This window comes from Streptomyces sp. SP17BM10 (assembly GCF_036322405.1).
Taxonomy (GTDB): domain Bacteria; phylum Actinomycetota; class Actinomycetes; order Streptomycetales; family Streptomycetaceae; genus Kitasatospora.
In genome coordinates, this window is sequence record NZ_JAQYXB010000675.1 from 159,879 (window position 1) to 176,751 (window position 16,873).

General features: G+C 74.2%; 15 protein-coding genes. 8 read left to right on the forward strand and 7 right to left on the reverse strand.

Features of this window, described 5'->3' with window-relative positions; all coding sequences use genetic code 11:
- Positions 1 to 111: 111 nt before the first annotated feature.
- The 4 genes from PUR71_RS36505 (at position 112) to PUR71_RS36520 (ending at position 4,604) form a co-directional block, all read left to right on the forward strand.
- Complete coding sequence (locus PUR71_RS36505; protein ID WP_329931548.1) at positions 112 to 2,484, forward strand: ABC transporter ATP-binding protein/permease; 2,373 nt, start codon at positions 112 to 114, stop codon at positions 2,482 to 2,484.
- 130 nt (positions 2,485 to 2,614) lie between these two features.
- Positions 2,615 to 3,169, forward strand: a complete 555-nt coding sequence (locus PUR71_RS36510; RefSeq protein ID WP_329931549.1) for a hypothetical protein — start codon at positions 2,615 to 2,617, stop codon at positions 3,167 to 3,169.
- A gap of 77 nt (positions 3,170 to 3,246) precedes the next feature.
- Positions 3,247 to 4,233 carry a serine/threonine-protein kinase gene (locus PUR71_RS36515; protein WP_329931817.1) on the forward strand — a complete coding sequence of 329 codons (987 nt, stop codon included), beginning with the start codon at positions 3,247 to 3,249 and terminating at the stop codon, positions 4,231 to 4,233.
- On the forward strand, positions 4,230 to 4,604 hold the full coding sequence (locus tag PUR71_RS36520; RefSeq protein WP_329931550.1) for a DUF1304 domain-containing protein: 375 nt from the start codon (positions 4,230 to 4,232) through the stop codon (positions 4,602 to 4,604). Before PUR71_RS36515 ends, PUR71_RS36520 begins: the two co-directional genes overlap by 4 nt.
- A 12-nt stretch (positions 4,605 to 4,616) precedes the next feature.
- On the opposite strand, the gene PUR71_RS36525 is transcribed toward PUR71_RS36520, so the two are convergent.
- On the reverse strand, positions 4,617 to 5,966 hold the full coding sequence (locus PUR71_RS36525) for a streptophobe family protein (RefSeq protein WP_329931552.1): 1,350 nt from the start codon (positions 5,964 to 5,966) through the stop codon (positions 4,617 to 4,619).
- Positions 5,967 to 6,395: 429 nt separating this feature from the next.
- Between PUR71_RS36525 and PUR71_RS36530 the strand changes: the two genes are divergently transcribed.
- Positions 6,396 to 7,661, forward strand: coding sequence for a DUF6777 domain-containing protein (locus PUR71_RS36530; RefSeq protein WP_329931553.1), 1,266 nt, complete (start codon positions 6,396 to 6,398; stop codon positions 7,659 to 7,661).
- Between the two features lie 149 nt (positions 7,662 to 7,810).
- On the opposite strand, the gene PUR71_RS36535 is transcribed toward PUR71_RS36530, so the two are convergent.
- Positions 7,811 to 9,403: an LCP family protein gene (locus PUR71_RS36535; RefSeq protein WP_329931554.1), complete on the reverse strand. Its 1,593-nt coding sequence runs from the start codon at positions 9,401 to 9,403 to the stop codon at positions 7,811 to 7,813.
- Positions 9,396 to 10,019 carry a DUF6542 domain-containing protein gene (locus PUR71_RS36540; RefSeq protein ID WP_329931555.1) on the reverse strand — a complete coding sequence of 208 codons (624 nt, stop codon included), beginning with the start codon at positions 10,017 to 10,019 and terminating at the stop codon, positions 9,396 to 9,398. Before PUR71_RS36540 ends, PUR71_RS36535 begins: the two co-directional genes overlap by 8 nt.
- A 270-nt stretch (positions 10,020 to 10,289) precedes the next feature.
- Here PUR71_RS36540 and PUR71_RS36545 point away from each other — a divergent pair, with 270 nt between their 5' ends.
- Together PUR71_RS36545 and PUR71_RS36550 are read left to right on the forward strand one after the other, a co-directional pair.
- Positions 10,290 to 10,496, forward strand: a complete 207-nt coding sequence (locus PUR71_RS36545) for an antitoxin (protein WP_329931556.1) — start codon at positions 10,290 to 10,292, stop codon at positions 10,494 to 10,496.
- A 73-nt stretch (positions 10,497 to 10,569) separates the two neighbouring features.
- The gene (locus tag PUR71_RS36550; RefSeq protein ID WP_443077704.1) at positions 10,570 to 11,244 is read left to right on the forward strand and encodes a lytic transglycosylase domain-containing protein; all 675 of its coding nucleotides are present in this window, start codon (positions 10,570 to 10,572) and stop codon (positions 11,242 to 11,244) included.
- 42 nt (positions 11,245 to 11,286) lie between these two features.
- Here PUR71_RS36550 and galE read toward each other — a convergent pair whose 3' ends face one another.
- The 4 genes from galE to PUR71_RS36570 all read right to left on the reverse strand — a co-directional run bounded on the left by galE (position 11,287) and on the right by PUR71_RS36570 (position 16,026).
- Positions 11,287 to 12,309, reverse strand: a complete 1,023-nt coding sequence (gene galE / locus PUR71_RS36555) for a UDP-glucose 4-epimerase GalE (protein WP_329931557.1) — start codon at positions 12,307 to 12,309, stop codon at positions 11,287 to 11,289.
- A gap of 118 nt (positions 12,310 to 12,427) precedes the next feature.
- Positions 12,428 to 13,075, reverse strand: a complete 648-nt coding sequence (locus tag PUR71_RS36560; protein WP_329931558.1) for a hypothetical protein — start codon at positions 13,073 to 13,075, stop codon at positions 12,428 to 12,430.
- Positions 13,076 to 13,179: 104 nt separating this feature from the next.
- Complete coding sequence (locus tag PUR71_RS36565) at positions 13,180 to 15,402, reverse strand: RICIN domain-containing protein (RefSeq protein ID WP_329931559.1); 2,223 nt, start codon at positions 15,400 to 15,402, stop codon at positions 13,180 to 13,182.
- 183 nt (positions 15,403 to 15,585) lie between these two features.
- Positions 15,586 to 16,026: a hypothetical protein gene (locus PUR71_RS36570; RefSeq protein ID WP_329931560.1), complete on the reverse strand. Its 441-nt coding sequence runs from the start codon at positions 16,024 to 16,026 to the stop codon at positions 15,586 to 15,588.
- Between the two features lie 211 nt (positions 16,027 to 16,237).
- On the opposite strand from PUR71_RS36570, the gene PUR71_RS36575 reads away from it, so the two are divergent.
- Positions 16,238 to 16,462, forward strand: coding sequence for a hypothetical protein (locus PUR71_RS36575; RefSeq protein ID WP_329931561.1), 225 nt, complete (start codon positions 16,238 to 16,240; stop codon positions 16,460 to 16,462).
- Positions 16,463 to 16,873 lie beyond the last annotated feature (411 nt).

Genomic DNA, 16,873 nt, shown 5'->3' on the forward strand with positions numbered 1-16,873 from the left:
GGTGGCGGGTGCGGGCGCGCCGGACGACAATGGCGCGCGGACCTCATGGTCTAGTCCAATCACCGGGTGAAAACGCGCCCCCGGCACACCCCCCGCGATACAATTCCGACCATGGGAGAGCGCCTGGCCGCACCCGTGGCACCGCCCCTGATGGTGGTCACCGACACCGACTCGCGACTGATCGATCCGGGCCGGTCCTACCACGTCGGCCGCGACCCGACGAGCGAGATCGTCCTGGACGACCCCCGCGTCTCCTGGCACCACGCCGTCCTGCACGCCAGCGGCGACCACTGGGAGCTGGAGGACGTCGGCAGCACCAACGGCACCTTCGACGACGGCCGCCGGATCAGCTCCGAGGACGTCGGCCCCGGCACCCGGGTACGCTTCGGCAACCCCGCCGACGGCCCGTCCGCGACCTTCGCCGGCCTCCCCCGGCCCGCGCCGGGCGAACGCCCGTCCCTGGTCGCCCCGCAGTCCTCCGGCACCTTCCGCAGCCCCAGCGCCGTCATGCCGCTGCCCGCCACGGCCGTGCGGATCGGCCGCTCGCACGACAACGACCTCGTCCTGGACGACCTCGTGGTCTCCCGCCACCACGCCGAACTGCGCGAACTGCCCGGCGGCGGCCACGAGATCGTCGACCTCGACAGCCACAACGGCACCTACCTCAACGGCAGCCCGGTCACCCGCGCCCCGGTCGGCCCGGCCGACATCATCGGCATCGGCCACTTCGCGCTGTGCCTGTCCGACGGCCACCTCGTCGAGTACACCGACACCGGCGAGATCTCCCTCGACGTGCAGGACCTCGTCGTCCGCGTCGGCCCCGACCACCGCGTGCTGCTCGACCACGTCGGCTTCCCGCTCCCCGAGAAGGCGCTGCTCGCGGTGGCCGGCCCGAGCGGCGCGGGCAAGTCCACCCTGCTCAACGCCCTCACCGGGCTGCGCCCCGCCGACGAGGGCACCGTCCTGTACGACGGGCGCGACCTCTACCGCGACTACGCCGAACTGCGCCGCCGCATCGGCCTGGTGCCGCAGGACGACATCCTGCACACCCAGCTCACCGTGCGCCGCGCCCTGTCCTACGCCGCCGAGCTGCGCTTCCCCGGCGACACCGACCCGCACGAGCGCGAGGCACGGGTCACCGAGGTGATCCACGAGCTGGGTCTGGACGAGCGGGCCGACCAGGTCATCGCGAGCCTGTCCGGCGGCCAGCGCAAGCGGGTCAGCGTCGCCCTGGAACTGCTGACCAAGCCGTCCCTGCTCTTCCTCGACGAGCCGACCTCCGGCCTCGACCCGGGCATGGAGCGCTCGGTGATGCACATGCTGCGCGGGCTGGCCGACGACGGCCGGACGGTGGTCGTCGTGACGCACAGCGTGCTGAGCCTCGGCGTGTGCGACCGCCTGCTCGTGCTGGCCCCCGGCGGCCGGACGGCCTACTACGGGCCGCCGCAGGAGGCGCTGGCGTTCTTCGGCTTCGACGAATGGCCGGAGGCCTTCGAGGCGTTCGAGAACGACGACCACGGCATCTGGCAGCAGCGCTACCGCGCCTCGCCGCAGTACCGCCGGTACATCGCCGCCGAGGCCGCGCCGCGCGCCCCCGCGGCGCCCGCCGACGCTGCCGCTCCCGCGATCGGCCGGGAGAAGCCCCAGGGCTGGTCCTCCCAACTCGCCACCCTGGTGCGCCGCTACACCGCGGTGCTCGCCGCCGACCGGCTGTTCCTCACCATCATGGTCGTGCTGCCGTTCGTCATCGGCGGCATGTGCCGGGTGATCGCGGGCACCCGGATCTCCCAGGACAACGCGATCAACTGCCTGCTCACGCTCTGCATCGGCGCACTGCTCACGGGTTCCGCGAACTCGGTGCGCGAGCTGGTCAAGGAGCGCGCGATCTACCGGCGGGAACGGGTGGTCGGGCTGTCCCGGTCGGCCTACCTGGTGTCGAAGGTCGTGGTGCTCGGCGCGGTCACGGTCGGTCAGGCCGCGCTGCTGACCGTCGTCGGCATCGCCGGGGTGAAGATCGCGCCCAAGCTGCCGCCGGGCGCAGCGCCCGCGGTGACCAGCGGCATCGTGATGCCCCAGCTGCCCGAACTGATCATCGCCGTGGGCGTCCTGGCGTTCTCCGCGATGATGCTCGGCCTCGTCGTGTCGGCGCTCGTCGACAAGGAGGAGGCCACCATGCCGCTGCTGGTGCTCCTCTCGGTGGTCCAGATCGTCTTCAGCGGCCTGATGCTCAAGCTGCACGGCGTGCCCGGCCTGGAGCAGGTGTCCTGGATCGTGCCGTCCCGCTGGGGCCTGTCCGCGATGGCCCGCACCGTCGACCTGCGCAACCTGTCCTTCCCGACCGTCCTCACCGCCGACCCGCTCTTCCGCCACGAGCGCCGCGGCTGGCTCCTCGGCATGGCCGTGCTGCCCGCGCTCTCGCTGGCGTACGGCCTGATCGTGCTGGCCCTGCTGCGCCGCCACGAGCCCGCCGTCATGCGCAAGTGAGCGCGCCGGGAAGGCACGGGCCGCCGCCGGTAGAGTGGGAGGCGACCTGTGGTACGAGTGCCGCACGCAGCCCCCGCCCCGGGGCCCGACCCCGGGCGGCGGCCCGCGCGGCGGAGGAAATGTGCCGCGCATGGACGAGTTCGCGTTCCGCCCCTCCCACGTCGCCCCGCCCGGCGGGATGGCCACGTGGGCGGCCCCCGACCCGGCCCGGCCGTCGGCCCGGCTCGACGAGCTGCTCCCCGTGCGGCTCGTCGAGCGGCAGGGCGACTGGGCCCGCGTGCTGTGCTCCAACGGCTGGAGCGCCTGGGTCGACGGCCGCCTGCTGATCACCCTCCCGGACGCCCCGCCGGTCGTCGGCGGCCCGCCCTCACGCACCGCCGACCCGCGCCCGGCCCTCGCCGACGCGGCCGCCGCGCTGGAACGCCACCGGGGGCTGCTGGAGCGGCTGGCGGCCGGCGCCCTGGACCTGGAGTCCTTCCGGGAGCAGACGCGCGGCCTGCGCGTGGGCCTGGTCGTCGACGGCGAGGCGCTGTGGGTGTTCGACCCGGTGCACGACCGCTGGTGCTACTGCGACGGGCTCCAGCTCCAGACGTACGCGGCCACCGACCGGGTCGAACCGGAGCCCACCTCCCCCGTCCCCGCCCCGCCGGACGACTACGCCCCCACCCGGGCGGGCGAGCCGTGATCCCGTCCGGGCCGCACCCCGATCCGCCGACCGGCCACCCGACCGGCCCCGCCGACGACGCCGGCCTGCCCGCCGGGATGGTCGGGCGGAAGGTCGCCGGCTACCGTCTGGAGAGCGAGGTCGGGCGCGGCGGCATGGCCGTCGTCTACCGCGCGAAGGACCTGCGGCTCGGCCGGACCGTCGCCGTCAAGCTCCTGGCCCCCGAGCTGGCCCGCAACGAGGTGTTCCGGCAGCGGTTCATGCACGAGTCCGAGGCGGCCGCCGCGATCGACCACCCGCACATCGTGCCGATCTTCGAGGCCGGGGAGCACGACGGCATCCTGTTCATCGCGATGCGCTACGTCGACGGCGGCGACCTGCGCGCCCTGATCGGCCGCGGCGGGCCCCTCCCGGTCGACCGGGTCGCCCGGCTGGCCCTGCAGATCGCCTCCGCGCTGGACGCCGCGCACGACCACGGCCTGGTCCACCGGGACGTCAAGCCCGGCAACGTGCTGGTCGCGGCCGGCACCGACAGCGAGCACCCCGAGCACCTGTACCTCGCCGACTTCGGGCTCACCAAGAAGTCCCTGTCGCTCAGCGGGCTGACCAGCGTCGGCCAGATCGTCGGGACGCTCGACTACGCGGCGCCCGAGCAGATCTCCGGCCACCCGCTGGACGGGCGCTGCGACCAGTACGGCCTCGGCTGCGTGGTGTTCGAGATGCTGGCCGGCGCGCCGCCGTTCCGCCGCGAGAGCGACCTCGCCCTGCTCTGGGCGCACCTCAACGACCCGCCGCCCTCCGTGTGCGAGCACCGGCCCGACCTGCCGGCTGCCGTCGACGCCGTGGTCACCAAGGCGCTCGCCAAGGCGCCCGAGGACCGGTACGCGACCTGCCTCCAGTTCGTCGCCGAGCTGCGGGCGGCGGTGGCCCCCGTCGCCGCGCCCGCCGCCTGGACGGGCGGCGGGCCACCGACCCAGGTGGTGCCGGCGGTCGCCGCGACCACCTCCGTGCCCGAGCCCCCCGCGTGGGCCGTGCCCGTCGTCCACCCGCCCCCGCGCGGCGAAGAGGAGCGGTCCGCCCGATGAACGCCGTCAGCCAGGTCTTCGCGATGCTCGCCGCCGCGGTCCACATCATCGCGTGGCCGCTGGAGAGCTTCCTGTACGGGCACCCGCGCGTGCGCTTCCTGCTCACCGGCAGCACGGCGGACGCGCCCGAGGTGCGGGTGTGGCGCTTCAACGTCGGCTTCTACAACCTGTTCCTGGCGCTGGGCCTGGTCGCGGGGCTGGTCCTGCTGCACAGCCGGCACGACACCGCCGGACGGGCGATGATCACCTACGTCAGCGCGTTCATGATCGCCGGCGGGGTGATCCTGTTCGTCTCGGAGCCCAAGGTCTGGCGCGGCGCCCTCGCCCAGGCGCTGCCGCCGGTGGTGGTCCTGCTGGCAGAGGCGTTCTGAGGGCCCGCAGGTTCAGCGGCCCCCGGTCTCCTCCGGCACCTCGCCCCGGCGTCCCACACGCGCCGCGAGCAGCGCGCCGAGGCCACCGGCCAGCAGCCCCCAGCCGGCCGCCAGCGGCACGGCCGTCCACAGGTACGGATGGAGCGTGAGGCTGCCGTTGGCCAGTCCCGCCAGGGGGCCGCCCGCGCTGCCGAGGACGGATCCCAGGAGGCCGCCGAGCCCGCCCTCCCCCACGCCGACGCCGAGCACGGACAGCCCGTAGTCGGCGTCCACCCGGGTCCACGCCCCGATCAGGGCCACCACGACGGCCGTGGCCAGCGCCAGTCGGACGGCGTGCTGCCACAGCGGGACGGTCCTCGGCGATCGGTGGGCCGCGAGGAAGCCGGCCGCGAGCAGCAGGACGGCGGCGATCGGCAGCAGCCACCAACTGCGCGCGTCCTGGTCGGCGAGGGTGGCGAGGCTCACCGTCGCCTCGTGGCCCTCCGGTGCGCGCAGCACCTCGGCGAGCGGTTCGGGCACCGGCAGGCCGAGCGCCCCGGAGAGCCTGCCGTGCCACTCGGCGCCGAGCCCGAGGCCGAACGCCATCCAGCCGAGGTTCGGCAGGGCCAGCAGCACGACGGCCATCGTCTCCCGGGCGTTGCCGTGCACGAGTGCCGTCACCACGCCCACCACCGCACCGATCGCGACGTACCCGAGCAGCACCGTCCAGAGCGCGAACGCGGCGGGGCGCACGGCCTGTTGGTAGGGCAGCAGCGCGCGCGGCAGCGGCGCCCGCCGGGACACCGCGAACGTTCCGGCGAGCACCACGAGCAGCCACGCCAGCCCGATCCCGATCGTGGTCGGCCCGTCCGCGTGGAAGCCCACCTCGGGGGTCAGGCCGAGCGCGTTGCCGATGGCCTGCTCGATGCCGCCGCCGAGCGGGACGGTGAAGGTGTGCGAGGCACCGAGGGTGAGCAGGACCAGGGCCAGCAGCCAGAGCACCACCGTCCGCGCGATCCGGCCGAGCAGTTCGTTGCCGCCGGTCACCGCGCGGAAGCGCAGCTGACGCAGGAACACCTCGGCCATCACCACCGCGCCGGCCAGCCCGACGGACAGCGGCATCGCGCTGATCCCGGCGTCCACGGCGGCGAACTGACCTGCGCCGCCGTCCAGTTGGACGGAGCCCCCGACGGCCAGCGCCAGTGTGGCGGCGAGCACCGACGGGAACCCGCCGTCCGGGAGGTCGTCCGCGCCGGCCAGCCACAGACCGAGCGCGGCCACCGCCGCCATCGCGGCGAGCCCGGCCAGGACGACGGCCAGCGCGTCCAGCCAGCCGCGCACGGCGCCGGGCGCTCCAGCCGGGGCGGTCGCGGCCTGCTGCATGTCGCCTCCTGTGGTTCCTGCGGGCTGGGCTCCGGCGGGGTGCGGTTCCCGCGAGGTGCCGGACGGATTCCAGCCTGGCCGAAGCGGCGCGGGCACGCACGGCGACGGGGCGCGTGCCCGCTGTTGCGACATCCGGGGCGCGGGGGGAGAAATGGAACCCAGCGGCAGGAGCGTTCCCCGCCGGCCCTCTGCGCCGGCCGCCTACGAAACGGAGCCGCCATGAGTTCCCAACCGCCTCCCTCCGGTCCGCCCAGCGAACCGCCCGTCGGCCCCCCGTCCGGCCCGCTCTCGGGCGGCGGCCCGTCCGGCCCACCCTCCGTCCCGCCACCACCCTCCGGGCCGCCGGGACAGTCCGGACCGCCCACCGGCGGCCCCGGGCCGCGCCGGCCGTGGTGGCGCTCCGGACGTGGCATCGCGGTGGGCGCGGGGGTGCTGGCCGCGGCCGTGGTGGCCACCGTGCTGGTGGTGAACAACCAGAGCGGCGGCAGCAAGAACGAGATGGTGCCGACCGCCAACGAGGTCGCGCTGCAGACGCCGGCCGACCCGGGCCCCGACCCGTTCACCCAATCGGTGGAAACCACCCCGGTGAGCGCGCCGGCCCCCACCCCGGTGACCTCCCCCGCGCAGCAGCCCGGCCACGGCGCCTCACCGGCCGTCCTGCACAGCGTGCAGGGGACCTCGAGCGGGGTCTACGGCGGGACGATGTCCAAGCCGAGCTGCGACACCGAGCGGCTGATCTCGATGGTCTCGACCGGTGACGTCGGCCGGGCCTGGGCCTCGGCCGCGGGCATCGCCCAGGGCTCGATCCCGTCCTACCTGCGCTCGCTCACCTCGGCGTACCTGCGGGTCGACACCCGGGTGACCAACCACAACTACAAGAGCGGCGTGGTGACGGAGTACCAGTCCGCGCTGCAGGCCGGCACCGCCGTCCTGGTGGACGCGCAGGGCGTGCCCCGGGTGCGCTGCTCGTGCGGCAATCCGCTGAAGCCGCCGGTGCTGGTGGCCAACGCGAAGTACATCGGCAAGCCGTGGCAGGGCTTCCAGCCGACCACGCTGGTCATCGTCGTTCCGGCGCCGCAGCCGGTGACCCAGATCATCCTGGTCGACGTCCGGACGGGCGGCTGGTTCGCCCGCCTGACCGGACGGCTCGAAGTGATCGACCGGCAGGTGGAACCTCCGACGGAACCGCTGCTGCCGTGGATCCCGCCGCCCGCGCCCTGGAAGCCGGGCACGCCTGCGGCGACGTCCTCGACGTCCTCCTCCGGCTCCACGTCCTCTGGCTCCACGACCTCCGGCTCGACCACGTCGGGGTCGACGACGTCCGGGTCCACGACCTCCGGCTCGACCACCTCGGGCTCGACCACGTCCGGGTCCACGACCTCCGGCTCGACCACCTCGGGGTCGACGACGTCCGGGTCCACGACCTCCGGCTCGACCACCTCGGGCTCGACCACGTCCACCTCGGCGGGCACGCCGACGTCGACGGCCACCTGCCGGCCAGCCGCCACACCCGGCACGCTGCCCACCTGCCCGCCCACGACGACCTCGTCCCTCAAGACGACGTCCGCGGGCATGTCTTCCACCGGCACCACGGCCTCGACGACCACGCCCCACACGCCGACGGCCACGTGCGCGACCACCCCACCGTCCACACCGTCCACGCTCCCCGCTTGCCCCACGACCAAGACGCCCTGATCGCGTGACTCCCCCGCTGCCACCGGCCGTTGGACCCGCCGGTGGCAGCGGCACGCCTCAGGGCGGCAGCACCCGGGTGTCGTCCGGCGCGAGCACCTGCCCCTCCGCCGCCCGCACTCGGGTTCACCGCCGCGCGAGAACGCCGGCTGTCAGTCCACGCAGGGGATCCCGCCCGCCTTGACCGCCGGTCCCTGCATCGGGAGGCCGGCCGCCGGGTCGCCGGGATCGCCGGAGGTCGCGGCGGACGGCGCGGCGCTCGGCGTGGCGGCGCGGGCGCTGCCCAGCGTGACGACGACGTGCCCGGCGGGCACGCCGGTGGCCGCCGCCGCAGCGACGCCGTAGCGGGCCGCGATCGCCTGGGCGTCGGCCCTGGCGCCGCTGCCGTACGTGACCGTGGTGGTCTTCGACTTGCCGGCCGCGTCGCCCACCTTGCCCGCCGGGTAACCGAGTTCGGTGAGCGCCTTCGACTCGTTGGCCGCCGCGCCCGGCCCGGCGGCCGGAACCGCGAGGACGTCGACGGTCGCCTTGTCCTTGGCCGGCGTCGCCGCGGCCGTCGTGGGCGCGGCGCTCGGGGAGGCGGTGTCCCCGGCGTCGGGCGCGGCCTGGACGGGCGCCGGGTCGCGGCTGAAGAGCTGCCGGGTGATCTTCTTGATCAGGTCCGGGTTGACGGTGTTGACCTCCTGGCCGCCGACCGTCTTGAAGCCGGCGATCGGCAGGGTGTTGAACTCGACGTTGCCGCCGGTGAGGTTGGGCGCCTGCTGGGCGAAGTCGAGGATGTTCCACTCGTTGTCGATGACGACGTCCTTCTTCACCACCCCGAACAGCTTCTGCATCTGACCGAAGTCGTTGAGGATGCCCTGCTGCTTGAGCTTGTACTCGACCGAGGAGATGAACGCCTGCTGGCGGTGGGTGCGGTCGAGGTCGCCGTTGGTGAGGTGGTGGCGCTGGCGGACGAAGGACAGCGCCTGGGCGGCGTCCAGCGAGCTGATGCCGGCGGGCAGCTTGAGCCCGGTGCCGCCGCCCTCGTGGCTCGCGGTGCGGGCGATGATCGGGTCGTCGACCGGGTGGTTGAGGCAGACCTGGATCGGCTCGACCGCCTTGGCGATGTCGTAGAAGCCGATCAGGTTGACCTCGGCGAAGTGGTCGATCGGGACATCCAGGAAGCTCTGCACGGTCTGGATGGTGGCCGAGCGGCCCGCCTCGCGGCTCTGCCGCTCCAGCTCCGCCTTGGAGAGCCCCTTGTTGGCCAGCTTCGCCTCGGCGGCCTCCTTGGCGATCCCGTACGCCTCCTTGATCTTGTGCATCTTGCCGTCCGCGCCGACCGTCTGCACGTAGTCGTCGCGCGGGATGGACAGCGCGGTGACCTTGCCGCCGTTCGCCGGGATGTGCAGGACGATCAGCGCGTTGGTGTTGTACCCGCCGATCTCGCTCGACCCTGCGTGCAGCTCGTCCTCGACGAACTGCTTCGGCAGGTCGTTGCCGTCCATGTCCTTGCGGCTGTCGAGGCCGATCAGCAGCAGGTTCACCGACTTGTCGAGGTGCGGCGGGGCGTTCTTCTTCGCCTCGCCGAGCGCGCCGGACTTGGTCATGCCGTCGTCGAGACTGCGGTACTCGTACCACGTGAAGCCGCTCGCCCCGAGCACGGCCACCGAGACGGCGCAGGCGATCGTGCGGGCGGCGACCGCCAGCGGCGCCGGTCCGCTGCGCGGGGCCCGCCCGCGCGGGGTCCTGCGGTCAGCCACGTCGACTCCTCCGGTTGCCTTCTGGTGTCCCGCCGCCGGCCCTGGCCTCCGGCGGCCGGCCCCCCGACTGCCGCCGGTCGACCACGGCCTTGACCACGACCACCACGAGCGCTGCCGCGACCGCCGCCGCCATCACGGGGAACGCTCCGACGACCCAGCGCAGCGCGCCCGTGCCGAGCTGCTTGGTGTCCTGGTACTTGTCACCGTTGAACACGTACTCCGTGGCGGAGGCCGTGACCAGCACCACGAGCGGCGCGCCGGTCACCACCCACCACCGGCCCGCCGGGCTGCACAGCAGCGCCGCGAGCCCGGTGCCGAGGACGGCGGCGACCGCGAAGAAGATGCCGACGCCGGGGCCGCCCAGCTCGTCCGCGACGGCGCCGACCAGCGGCAGGCCGATCGCCAGGACGACCGCCACCAGGCTCCCGCGCTTCTGCGCCTGCTGCTTGCGCCGCGCGGCCGCGTTCGCCCGCTGGCTGCGCGAGCCGCTTGCCGCGGCCTGCTCGCCCGCGCCCGCGCCCGCGCCCGCCGAGCGTGACCGCTGCGCGGGGACGGCGGCGTCGTCGGGGCGCGGCCCGGCCTCCTGGTACGGCGTTCTCGCCCGCTGCCCGGCCATGCGCACTTCCCTCGATCGTTTCGGCTGCCGCGGCGCGAGCGCGCCGCTCTGCGTGCCGGGACGCGGACCGTCCAGGCAGCGGTTCCCATTTCTACAGGGCTGTAGAAGTTGGACTGGAGCATACAAACCCATTCCAGCAAAGTCATCCGCCGCGATCCGCACCGGCGGACCACCCGGTGGCCGTCGCTAGGATGGTCATGATCCGAACGATCATGCCCCCCGCCACGTCGGCACATCAACAGGAACGCATCAGAGGAGCGGAGCGTCACCATGTTTGAGACCCTGAAGAACCTCGCGGACAAGGCCACCGACCTCGCCCGCGAGCAGGGCGACGTGATCGGGCAGGGTCTGGACGAGGTCGGCGACGCCATCGACGACCGGACGGACGGCGAGTACAGCGGCCCCATCGGCACCGGTGTCGAGAAGGCCGAGGACGTCCTCCGCAACCTCGACGGCGAGCAGGAGCCGGGCGAGTAGCACCCGCCGGACGCACGTCCACCTGCACGGACATCGAACGGAATTCCGGACGAACGGGGAGGGGCCGGCAGCGGTGAGCGAAGAACGGAACGGACCGCGCTGGGGGCGCTGGATCGCCGTCGGCCTCGTGGTCGCCGTCGGCTGGGGCATGATCCACGGCGGCGACCACCCCGGCACGCCGTCCGCCTCGGCCTCCGGCCCCTCCACGTCCTCCTCCCCCGCCGCGTCCGGCCCCTCGTCGGCTCCCGCGCCGACGCGCCTCCGGGACTACGACCCCGCCGACTACGCGAAGCCCGTCCGCGAGTACGCGGCCCAGGCGGGCGTGAACCCGCAGCTCGTGATGGCGATCCTCTACAACGAGTCCTACAAGCCGCACGACCCCGACCTCGAACGCGCCTGGCAGCGCGGCAAGCCCGACGCCTCCTTCGGCATCGCCAACATGCACCGCGCCGCGTTCGACGACACCAAGAAGGGCCGCGACTTCGCCTCCCGCCGCTGGGAGGAGCTCCCCGACGACCGCGACCTCGCCGTCCAGGCCGAGTCCTGGCACCTGCGCGACCTCGCCGACCAACTCCCCGCGAAGCCGTCCGGCCCCTACACCCGCGACGAACTCCTCGCCCTCGGCTACAACACCGGCTCCTCCAACATGCTCGCCTTCGCCCGCGGCGCCAAGCCGGGTCCGCAGGCTCAGTCCTACCTCGACCGCCTCCACGACAACTGGCAGAAGTCGGCGGACGCGGTGAAGTAAGTCCGGCGCCCCCGGGAGGCCGCAGCGATCGGGCCCGCGCCGTCAGGAGGCCGTGGTCGCCAGGTGGGTGGTCCACTTGGCGCGCCAGGCCAGGGCGTCGGTGACGGCTTCGGTGACGGTGCGGCGCGGGGTCCAGCCGAGGAGGGACTCGGCGGTGTCGGTGGCGGCGTAGCAGCCGATGACGTCGCCGGGGCGGGGGCCGGCCTCGCGGACGTCGAGGCGGGTGCCGACGGCGGCCTCGAAGGCGGCGACCAGTTCGCGGACGGTGGTGCCCTCGCCGGTGCCGATGTTGACGACGCGGTAGCGCTCGGCGGCGGCCGGGGCGATCACCTCGTCGAAGCGCAGGAGGGCGGCCACGTGGGCGTCGGCGACGTCCTGGACGTGGATGTAGTCGCGGATGCCGGAGCCGTCGCGGGTCGCCCAGTCGGTGCCGGTGACGGTGAACGGGGTGCCGGCGTCGTGGGCCTCGATCAGCTTGCCGAGGGCGTGCGAGGGGTGGAGGTCCTGGAGGCCGGTGCGCAGCTGCGGGTCGGCGCCGATGGGGTTGAAGTACCGCAGGGTGATGACGCGCTGGTCCTCGGCGCCCTCGCCGCGGGTCCAGTCCCGGAGGATGCCCTCCATCATCTGCTTGGTTCGCGCGTAGGGGCTCTGGGCGTCGACGGTGCAGGTCTCGTCGACGCGGCCGTCCGGGGTCGGTGCGTAGACGGAGGCCGAGCTGCTGAACACGACGCGGGTGCAGTGGTGGCGCTGGAGGGAGTCGAGGAGTTCGACGGTCTTGGCGACGTTCTCCCGGTAGTAGTACAGCGGCTTGGCCACCGATTCCGGGACGACGATCCGGGCCGCGCAGTGCAGGGTGGCGTCGATGTCGGGGTGTTCGGCGAAGACGCGGTCGAGGAGGTCGGCGTCGGCGATGTCGCCCTGGTAGAAGATCCGGTCCTCGACGAATTCGGCCCGGCCCTTGGACAGGTCGTCCAGCACGACCGGGGTCACTCCCCGGTCGAGCAGCGTGGACGCGACCGTGCTGCCGATGTACCCCGCCCCGCCGGTGATGAGGACCTTCTTCACGGGCTCCGCTCCGTTTCCTCGCTCCGGCCGCCGGGTGGCGGCCGGTCTTGAGAGCATGGACGGCGGCGCGTAGCGGACGGTTCCCCCACGTACCGTGGCGCCGGAATCGTCGGCGGGGTCAGCGGCGGGTGGCGCGCACGCGCATCCGGTAGCCGACGGCGACGAGGACGACGGCCGCGGCGGCGGTACCGATGGCGGCCCAGGTGGTCGTGTCGTCGGTGGACTCGGGGGGAGCGGGCGCGGCGGCGCGGGCGGCCTCGACGGACACGCTCGCGGTGGCGTCCGCGCTGCTGACGACGGGTGAGACGGTCGGCGGGACGGTCGGCGGGGTGGTGGGCGGGACGGTCGGCCCGGCCGGGGCGGGGCCGGTCATCGCCGGGGCCGGGTCGGTGATCGCGGCGGCCTCGACGTCGAGTTCGCGCTCGCCGTGCCCGAGCGACGGGAACGCGCAGTCGACGGTGATCTTCCAGTGCCCGGCGGGCAGCGTCTCGCGCGTGGTGTACGTCCCGGGGCGGCCCGGGACGGGGACGAGCACCCAGGGGCCGGCCGAGCGGCCGTCGCCGGAGGTCGCGGCGAGCGTGCCGGCGAACTCGTCGACGACCGGGTCGCGGTCGTTCTCGAAGGTGGCGACGGTGGTCACGTGCCCGTTCTGCTGGCCGGGGATCTCCAGGTGGACGGTGTCGCCGTGGGCGGCGGCGGGGAGGGCGGCGAGGCCGAGTGCGGCCACGGCGAGCGCGGGGGCGGCGAGGAGCGTTCGGGTGCGCATGGCGGGGGTTCCTCGTGGGGTGGGGGCGTGCGGGGAAAACGGGTGCGGGTGCGGCCGCCACCACCCGGAGGTGGTGGCGGCCGCACCCGGGGTCCTCAGGGGACTCAGGCGGTCTTCTGCAGCGACCAGTTCTGGTACGGCTGACCGTTCGGCTGCTGGAGCTCGAGCAGCCAACCACCGTAGTACCAGCGGTCGCTGACCCCGAGCACCAGCGAGGTGCCGGCCGCCGTCAGGCTGAACCCGCCGCCGGAGGCGGTCAGTTGCCACTTCTGGGCGGCGGCGTCGGAGCACGGCCGCTGGGCGACGTACTGGCCGGCGACCGGGTCGCCGCCCAGCTGCAGGCACTTGTCGGAGCGGACGGACTTGATCCGCACCGCGCCGTCACCGGCGTCCTCGAACGCCCACTTCTGGTTGGCGTAGCCGGTGCGCTGGTAGGCGATCGCGACGGTGCCGTCGTTCATCGAGCTGCCCCACAGGTCGGCGGCCTGGCCGGTCAGGCCGTTGACCATCGTGTAGTGGGCGCCGGGCTGCGGACGCCCGGCGTCGGCGGCGGTGCGGAAGGTGACGGTGCGGCCCGGCTTGCCGACGGACCCGGCGGCGTCGCGGACGGCGACCGCCACGCTGTACTGGGTGCCGGGGGCGAGGCGGACCAGGCCGACGACGGTGGCGCGGACGGTGCCGATGCTCTGGCCTCCGAGCAGGACGTCGTAGCCGGCCGCGTTCGGGACGCCGGCCCAGCTCAGCATGACCGAGTTCTGCGTGATCTGGCTGACCGTCACGTCGGGCGAGCCGGTGCCGGTGGTGGGGGTGGTGGTCGGGGTCGGGGTGGCGGTCGGGCTACCGGTGGCGGTCGCGGTCGGAGAGGGCGAGCCGGTCGTGCCGCCGCCGGGCGTCGGGGACGGCGACGCGGTCCTGGTCGGCGAGGCGGTCGGGGACGGCGTGGGGGTGGCGGTCGGCGACGGGTTCGGGCCGGTGCTGCCGCCGTTGCCGGTGATCAGGAAGCGGTTGTTGGCGACGTTCCAGTGCGACGAGAGGTAGCTGCCCGGCTTCGGGTCGGTGCTGTAGTAGTCGTCGTGGGTGCAGTCGAGCCGGTCGTAGTGCGCGCGGTCCGGGCAGACCAGCTTCATCTGCGGGTAGTACGGGTAGTCCGAGTAGCACATCAGGTCGTAGTCGTAGACGCAGTGGCCGCCCTTGCTGGTGCTCGGCGCGCTGTTGTTGACCGCACCGAGGTTGTGGCCCAGTTCGTGCGCGGCGGTGTGCCCGCCCCAGCAGCCCGAGTCCGTCCGGCCGTACGAGGGGCCGAAGTTGCTCAGGTTGTCCTGGCCGGGGCGCTCGTCGCCCGCGAAGGTGCCGATGCCGCAGTACACCTTGGCGTCGGTGAACATCATGTACTTGCGGTCCTTGCGGTTGAACCCCTGCGCGGCGAGCGCGTTGTTGCTCGCGTTGAAGTCCTGGAGCGCCGCGTCGGAGATCTGCACGTTCAGCACGGACGCGGAGCAGTCGGAGTCGGTGACGAAGCGGACGTGCCGCGCACCGCCGGTCTCCTGGGCGCTCGCGTTGTAGATGACGTCGACGTCGGCGGCCCACTTCTTGAAGGAGGCCAGGTACTGGGCGTAGCGGTCGTTGCCGGGGGCGTGGACGTACACCACCTGGATGCGGTTGCCGCTGCTGCCGTCGCCCTCGCAGACCACGGACGAACCGCCGGACGCGGCGGGGGTGCTCTGCTGCGGGGCGCCGGCCGGGTCGCCCAGCAGCGCCTTCTGGCCGGCGTCGAGGACCGGCGCCGCGCCCTTCAACAGGTCGGCGGCGGCCGGGGGCTGGGCGTTGGCGGCCGGGGTGAGCACCGGTGCCTGGGCGGCCGCGGCGGCCACCGGCGCGACGTCCTTGTGGATGTCGACGTCCTTCGGCGGGGCGTCCGGGCCGTGGCTGCACAGCTGCCCGTCGGAGACCTGCAGCGAGCCGGCGCAGCGGTCGCCGTTGGGCAGCGTCAGACCGGTGTAGACCAGGCCGCGGTCGGGCTGGTCCTTGGGTATCTCCTTGATCGGGGCGGCCTTCTGGTCGCGCTTGGGCGCCGGGGCCTGGGTCGCGCCCTCGGCGGTGCCGGTCTCGCCGCTGCCGTCGTCGGACACCACACCCGCCTGGTTGCCCAGGACCGGACCGTCCGCCGTGACACTGGCGTTGGTGCGGCTGCCCGACGGTTCGAGCGCCGCCGAGATGCCGAGCGCGCCGGCGACCAGTCCGGCGGCGACGGCCGCGGCGATCAACGTCGTCCTGCGGGTGAACCGCCTGCGCCTGCGTCGACGGAGCTCCGTGCTGCGGTGTCCCATCGCGTTCCTTTCCTCGTGCGACGGCCCGCGCCCCTGTGGTGACGGGCGCCGGGCCTTCCGACACGTGGGAGACCGGACGGGACGGGTGGGAATAACAGAAACTTTTTTCGAAAATCTTCGGGGCTCCCGAACGGGCTGCCCTCAGCGGGGTTATCAGCCCACGTCAGCGGGCATAAGACTCCGTTAGGCCGCGTGTACGATCGGTCGCACGGCCGGGCCCGGATCCTGCCGGGCCGCGTTCCGGCCGCAGCGCAGCCGGGCGAGGGCGACGGCCAGCGCCGCCGGGTCCCCGCCGAGCCACAGCCGCAGGGCCGCGGACAGCGCAGCACTCGCCGGGCCCGCCGCCGGGCCGCCCGTCCGGGAGATCCGCGCGCCCAGCAGCGGCAGGAGGTCGGCGACCGGCGCGGGCAGCCACAGCGTCACGGCGCAGGGCGCGGGCCGGGCGAGCACGCGCCGCAGCCGCAGGGCCGCGGCGTCGCCGTCCAGGGCGGGGATGACGTCCAGCAGGCCGTCCACCGCCACGTCGGAGACGTCGCCGCCGCGGTCGCGCGCCAGGGAGCGCAGCAGGGCCCGCTCGGCGGCGCTGATCCGGACGGTCACCATGACCTCGTCGTCGCAGTCCATTTGATCCCAGTTCCCGTCTCGTGGCGTCGGACCGGTTCGGTGGCGGAGCGGCGTGCGGGCGATCCCTGCCCCGCGGCCGTTCCGCGCTCACCTCCCGGCCCTCGGCTTCGTGTACGCACGGCGAAGATCACACCGAGCCGTCCCGGCGACCGCTGCGCTGCCGGCCGCCATCCCGTCAACCCCCGTGCGGCGCGGGCGCGATGAGGCCGTCGTGACCGTGGCAGCGGCGGTGGAGCACCCGGCCGCGGCCGTCGCCGGGGGCGGGGTGGAGGACGAACGGCCGCCCGGTCAGCCAGGGTTGCCGGGCCGCGCGGCGGAGATCGGGGCACGGCGCCGGCTCCGGGTGGTCATCGAGGGCGACGGTCCCGCGGACGGTGCCGCCCCTGGCCCGAATCGCCCGCAGCCGCCCGAGCCCGCCGCCCAGCGCCAGGACTGACGGCCTCCCGGGCTGTGGCGACGGCGAGTTGCACCCGGACCGGACCGGTCTGGACGTGCTCCACGACGGCCTGCGCCACGCCGGGCCGGCTGGCGCCGCGGTCACGCGCACCCGCGAGCCGCACCGGGGCCGAGCGCGTGCGGGGCCGAGCCCGGCGACCGACTCCAGCGCCCGGGACTCGGACGTACTCGGCGTCCCCGCGCGGAAGTTGGCCGCGGATCTCGACGCGCACGTCGAGCGCGGGCCGGTGGTGCAGACGGGTCATCAGGGAACCTCCTTGTCCGCCACCATGCTGGACCCGCCAGTGGCGGACCGGCGAGGGCCGAAAGACCCTGCCCGCAGGGCACGTCGGGGCACGCCGGGATACGTCGGGGCACGCCGGAGCACCGTCGCCACCGCAGGTCGCGGCAG

Bases quoted from the DNA above. Each gene is read 5' to 3' on its own strand.
- PUR71_RS36505 (WP_329931548.1), top strand. From the start codon at position 112: ATGGGAGAGCGCCTGGCCGCACCCGTGGCACCGCCCCTGATGGTGGTC.
- PUR71_RS36510 (WP_329931549.1), top strand. From the start codon at position 2,615: ATGGACGAGTTCGCGTTCCGCCCCTCCCACGTCGCCCCGCCCGGCGGG.
- PUR71_RS36515 (WP_329931817.1), top strand. From the start codon at position 3,247: ATGGTCGGGCGGAAGGTCGCCGGCTACCGTCTGGAGAGCGAGGTCGGG.
- PUR71_RS36520 (WP_329931550.1), top strand. From the start codon at position 4,230: ATGAACGCCGTCAGCCAGGTCTTCGCGATGCTCGCCGCCGCGGTCCAC.
- PUR71_RS36525 (WP_329931552.1), bottom strand. From the start codon at position 5,966: ATGCAGCAGGCCGCGACCGCCCCGGCTGGAGCGCCCGGCGCCGTGCGC.
- PUR71_RS36540 (WP_329931555.1), bottom strand. From the start codon at position 10,019: ATGGCCGGGCAGCGGGCGAGAACGCCGTACCAGGAGGCCGGGCCGCGC.
- PUR71_RS36545 (WP_329931556.1), top strand. From the start codon at position 10,290: ATGTTTGAGACCCTGAAGAACCTCGCGGACAAGGCCACCGACCTCGCC.
- PUR71_RS36560 (WP_329931558.1), bottom strand. From the start codon at position 13,075: ATGCGCACCCGAACGCTCCTCGCCGCCCCCGCGCTCGCCGTGGCCGCA.
- PUR71_RS36565 (WP_329931559.1), bottom strand. From the start codon at position 15,402: ATGGGACACCGCAGCACGGAGCTCCGTCGACGCAGGCGCAGGCGGTTC.
- PUR71_RS36570 (WP_329931560.1), bottom strand. From the start codon at position 16,026: ATGGACTGCGACGACGAGGTCATGGTGACCGTCCGGATCAGCGCCGCC.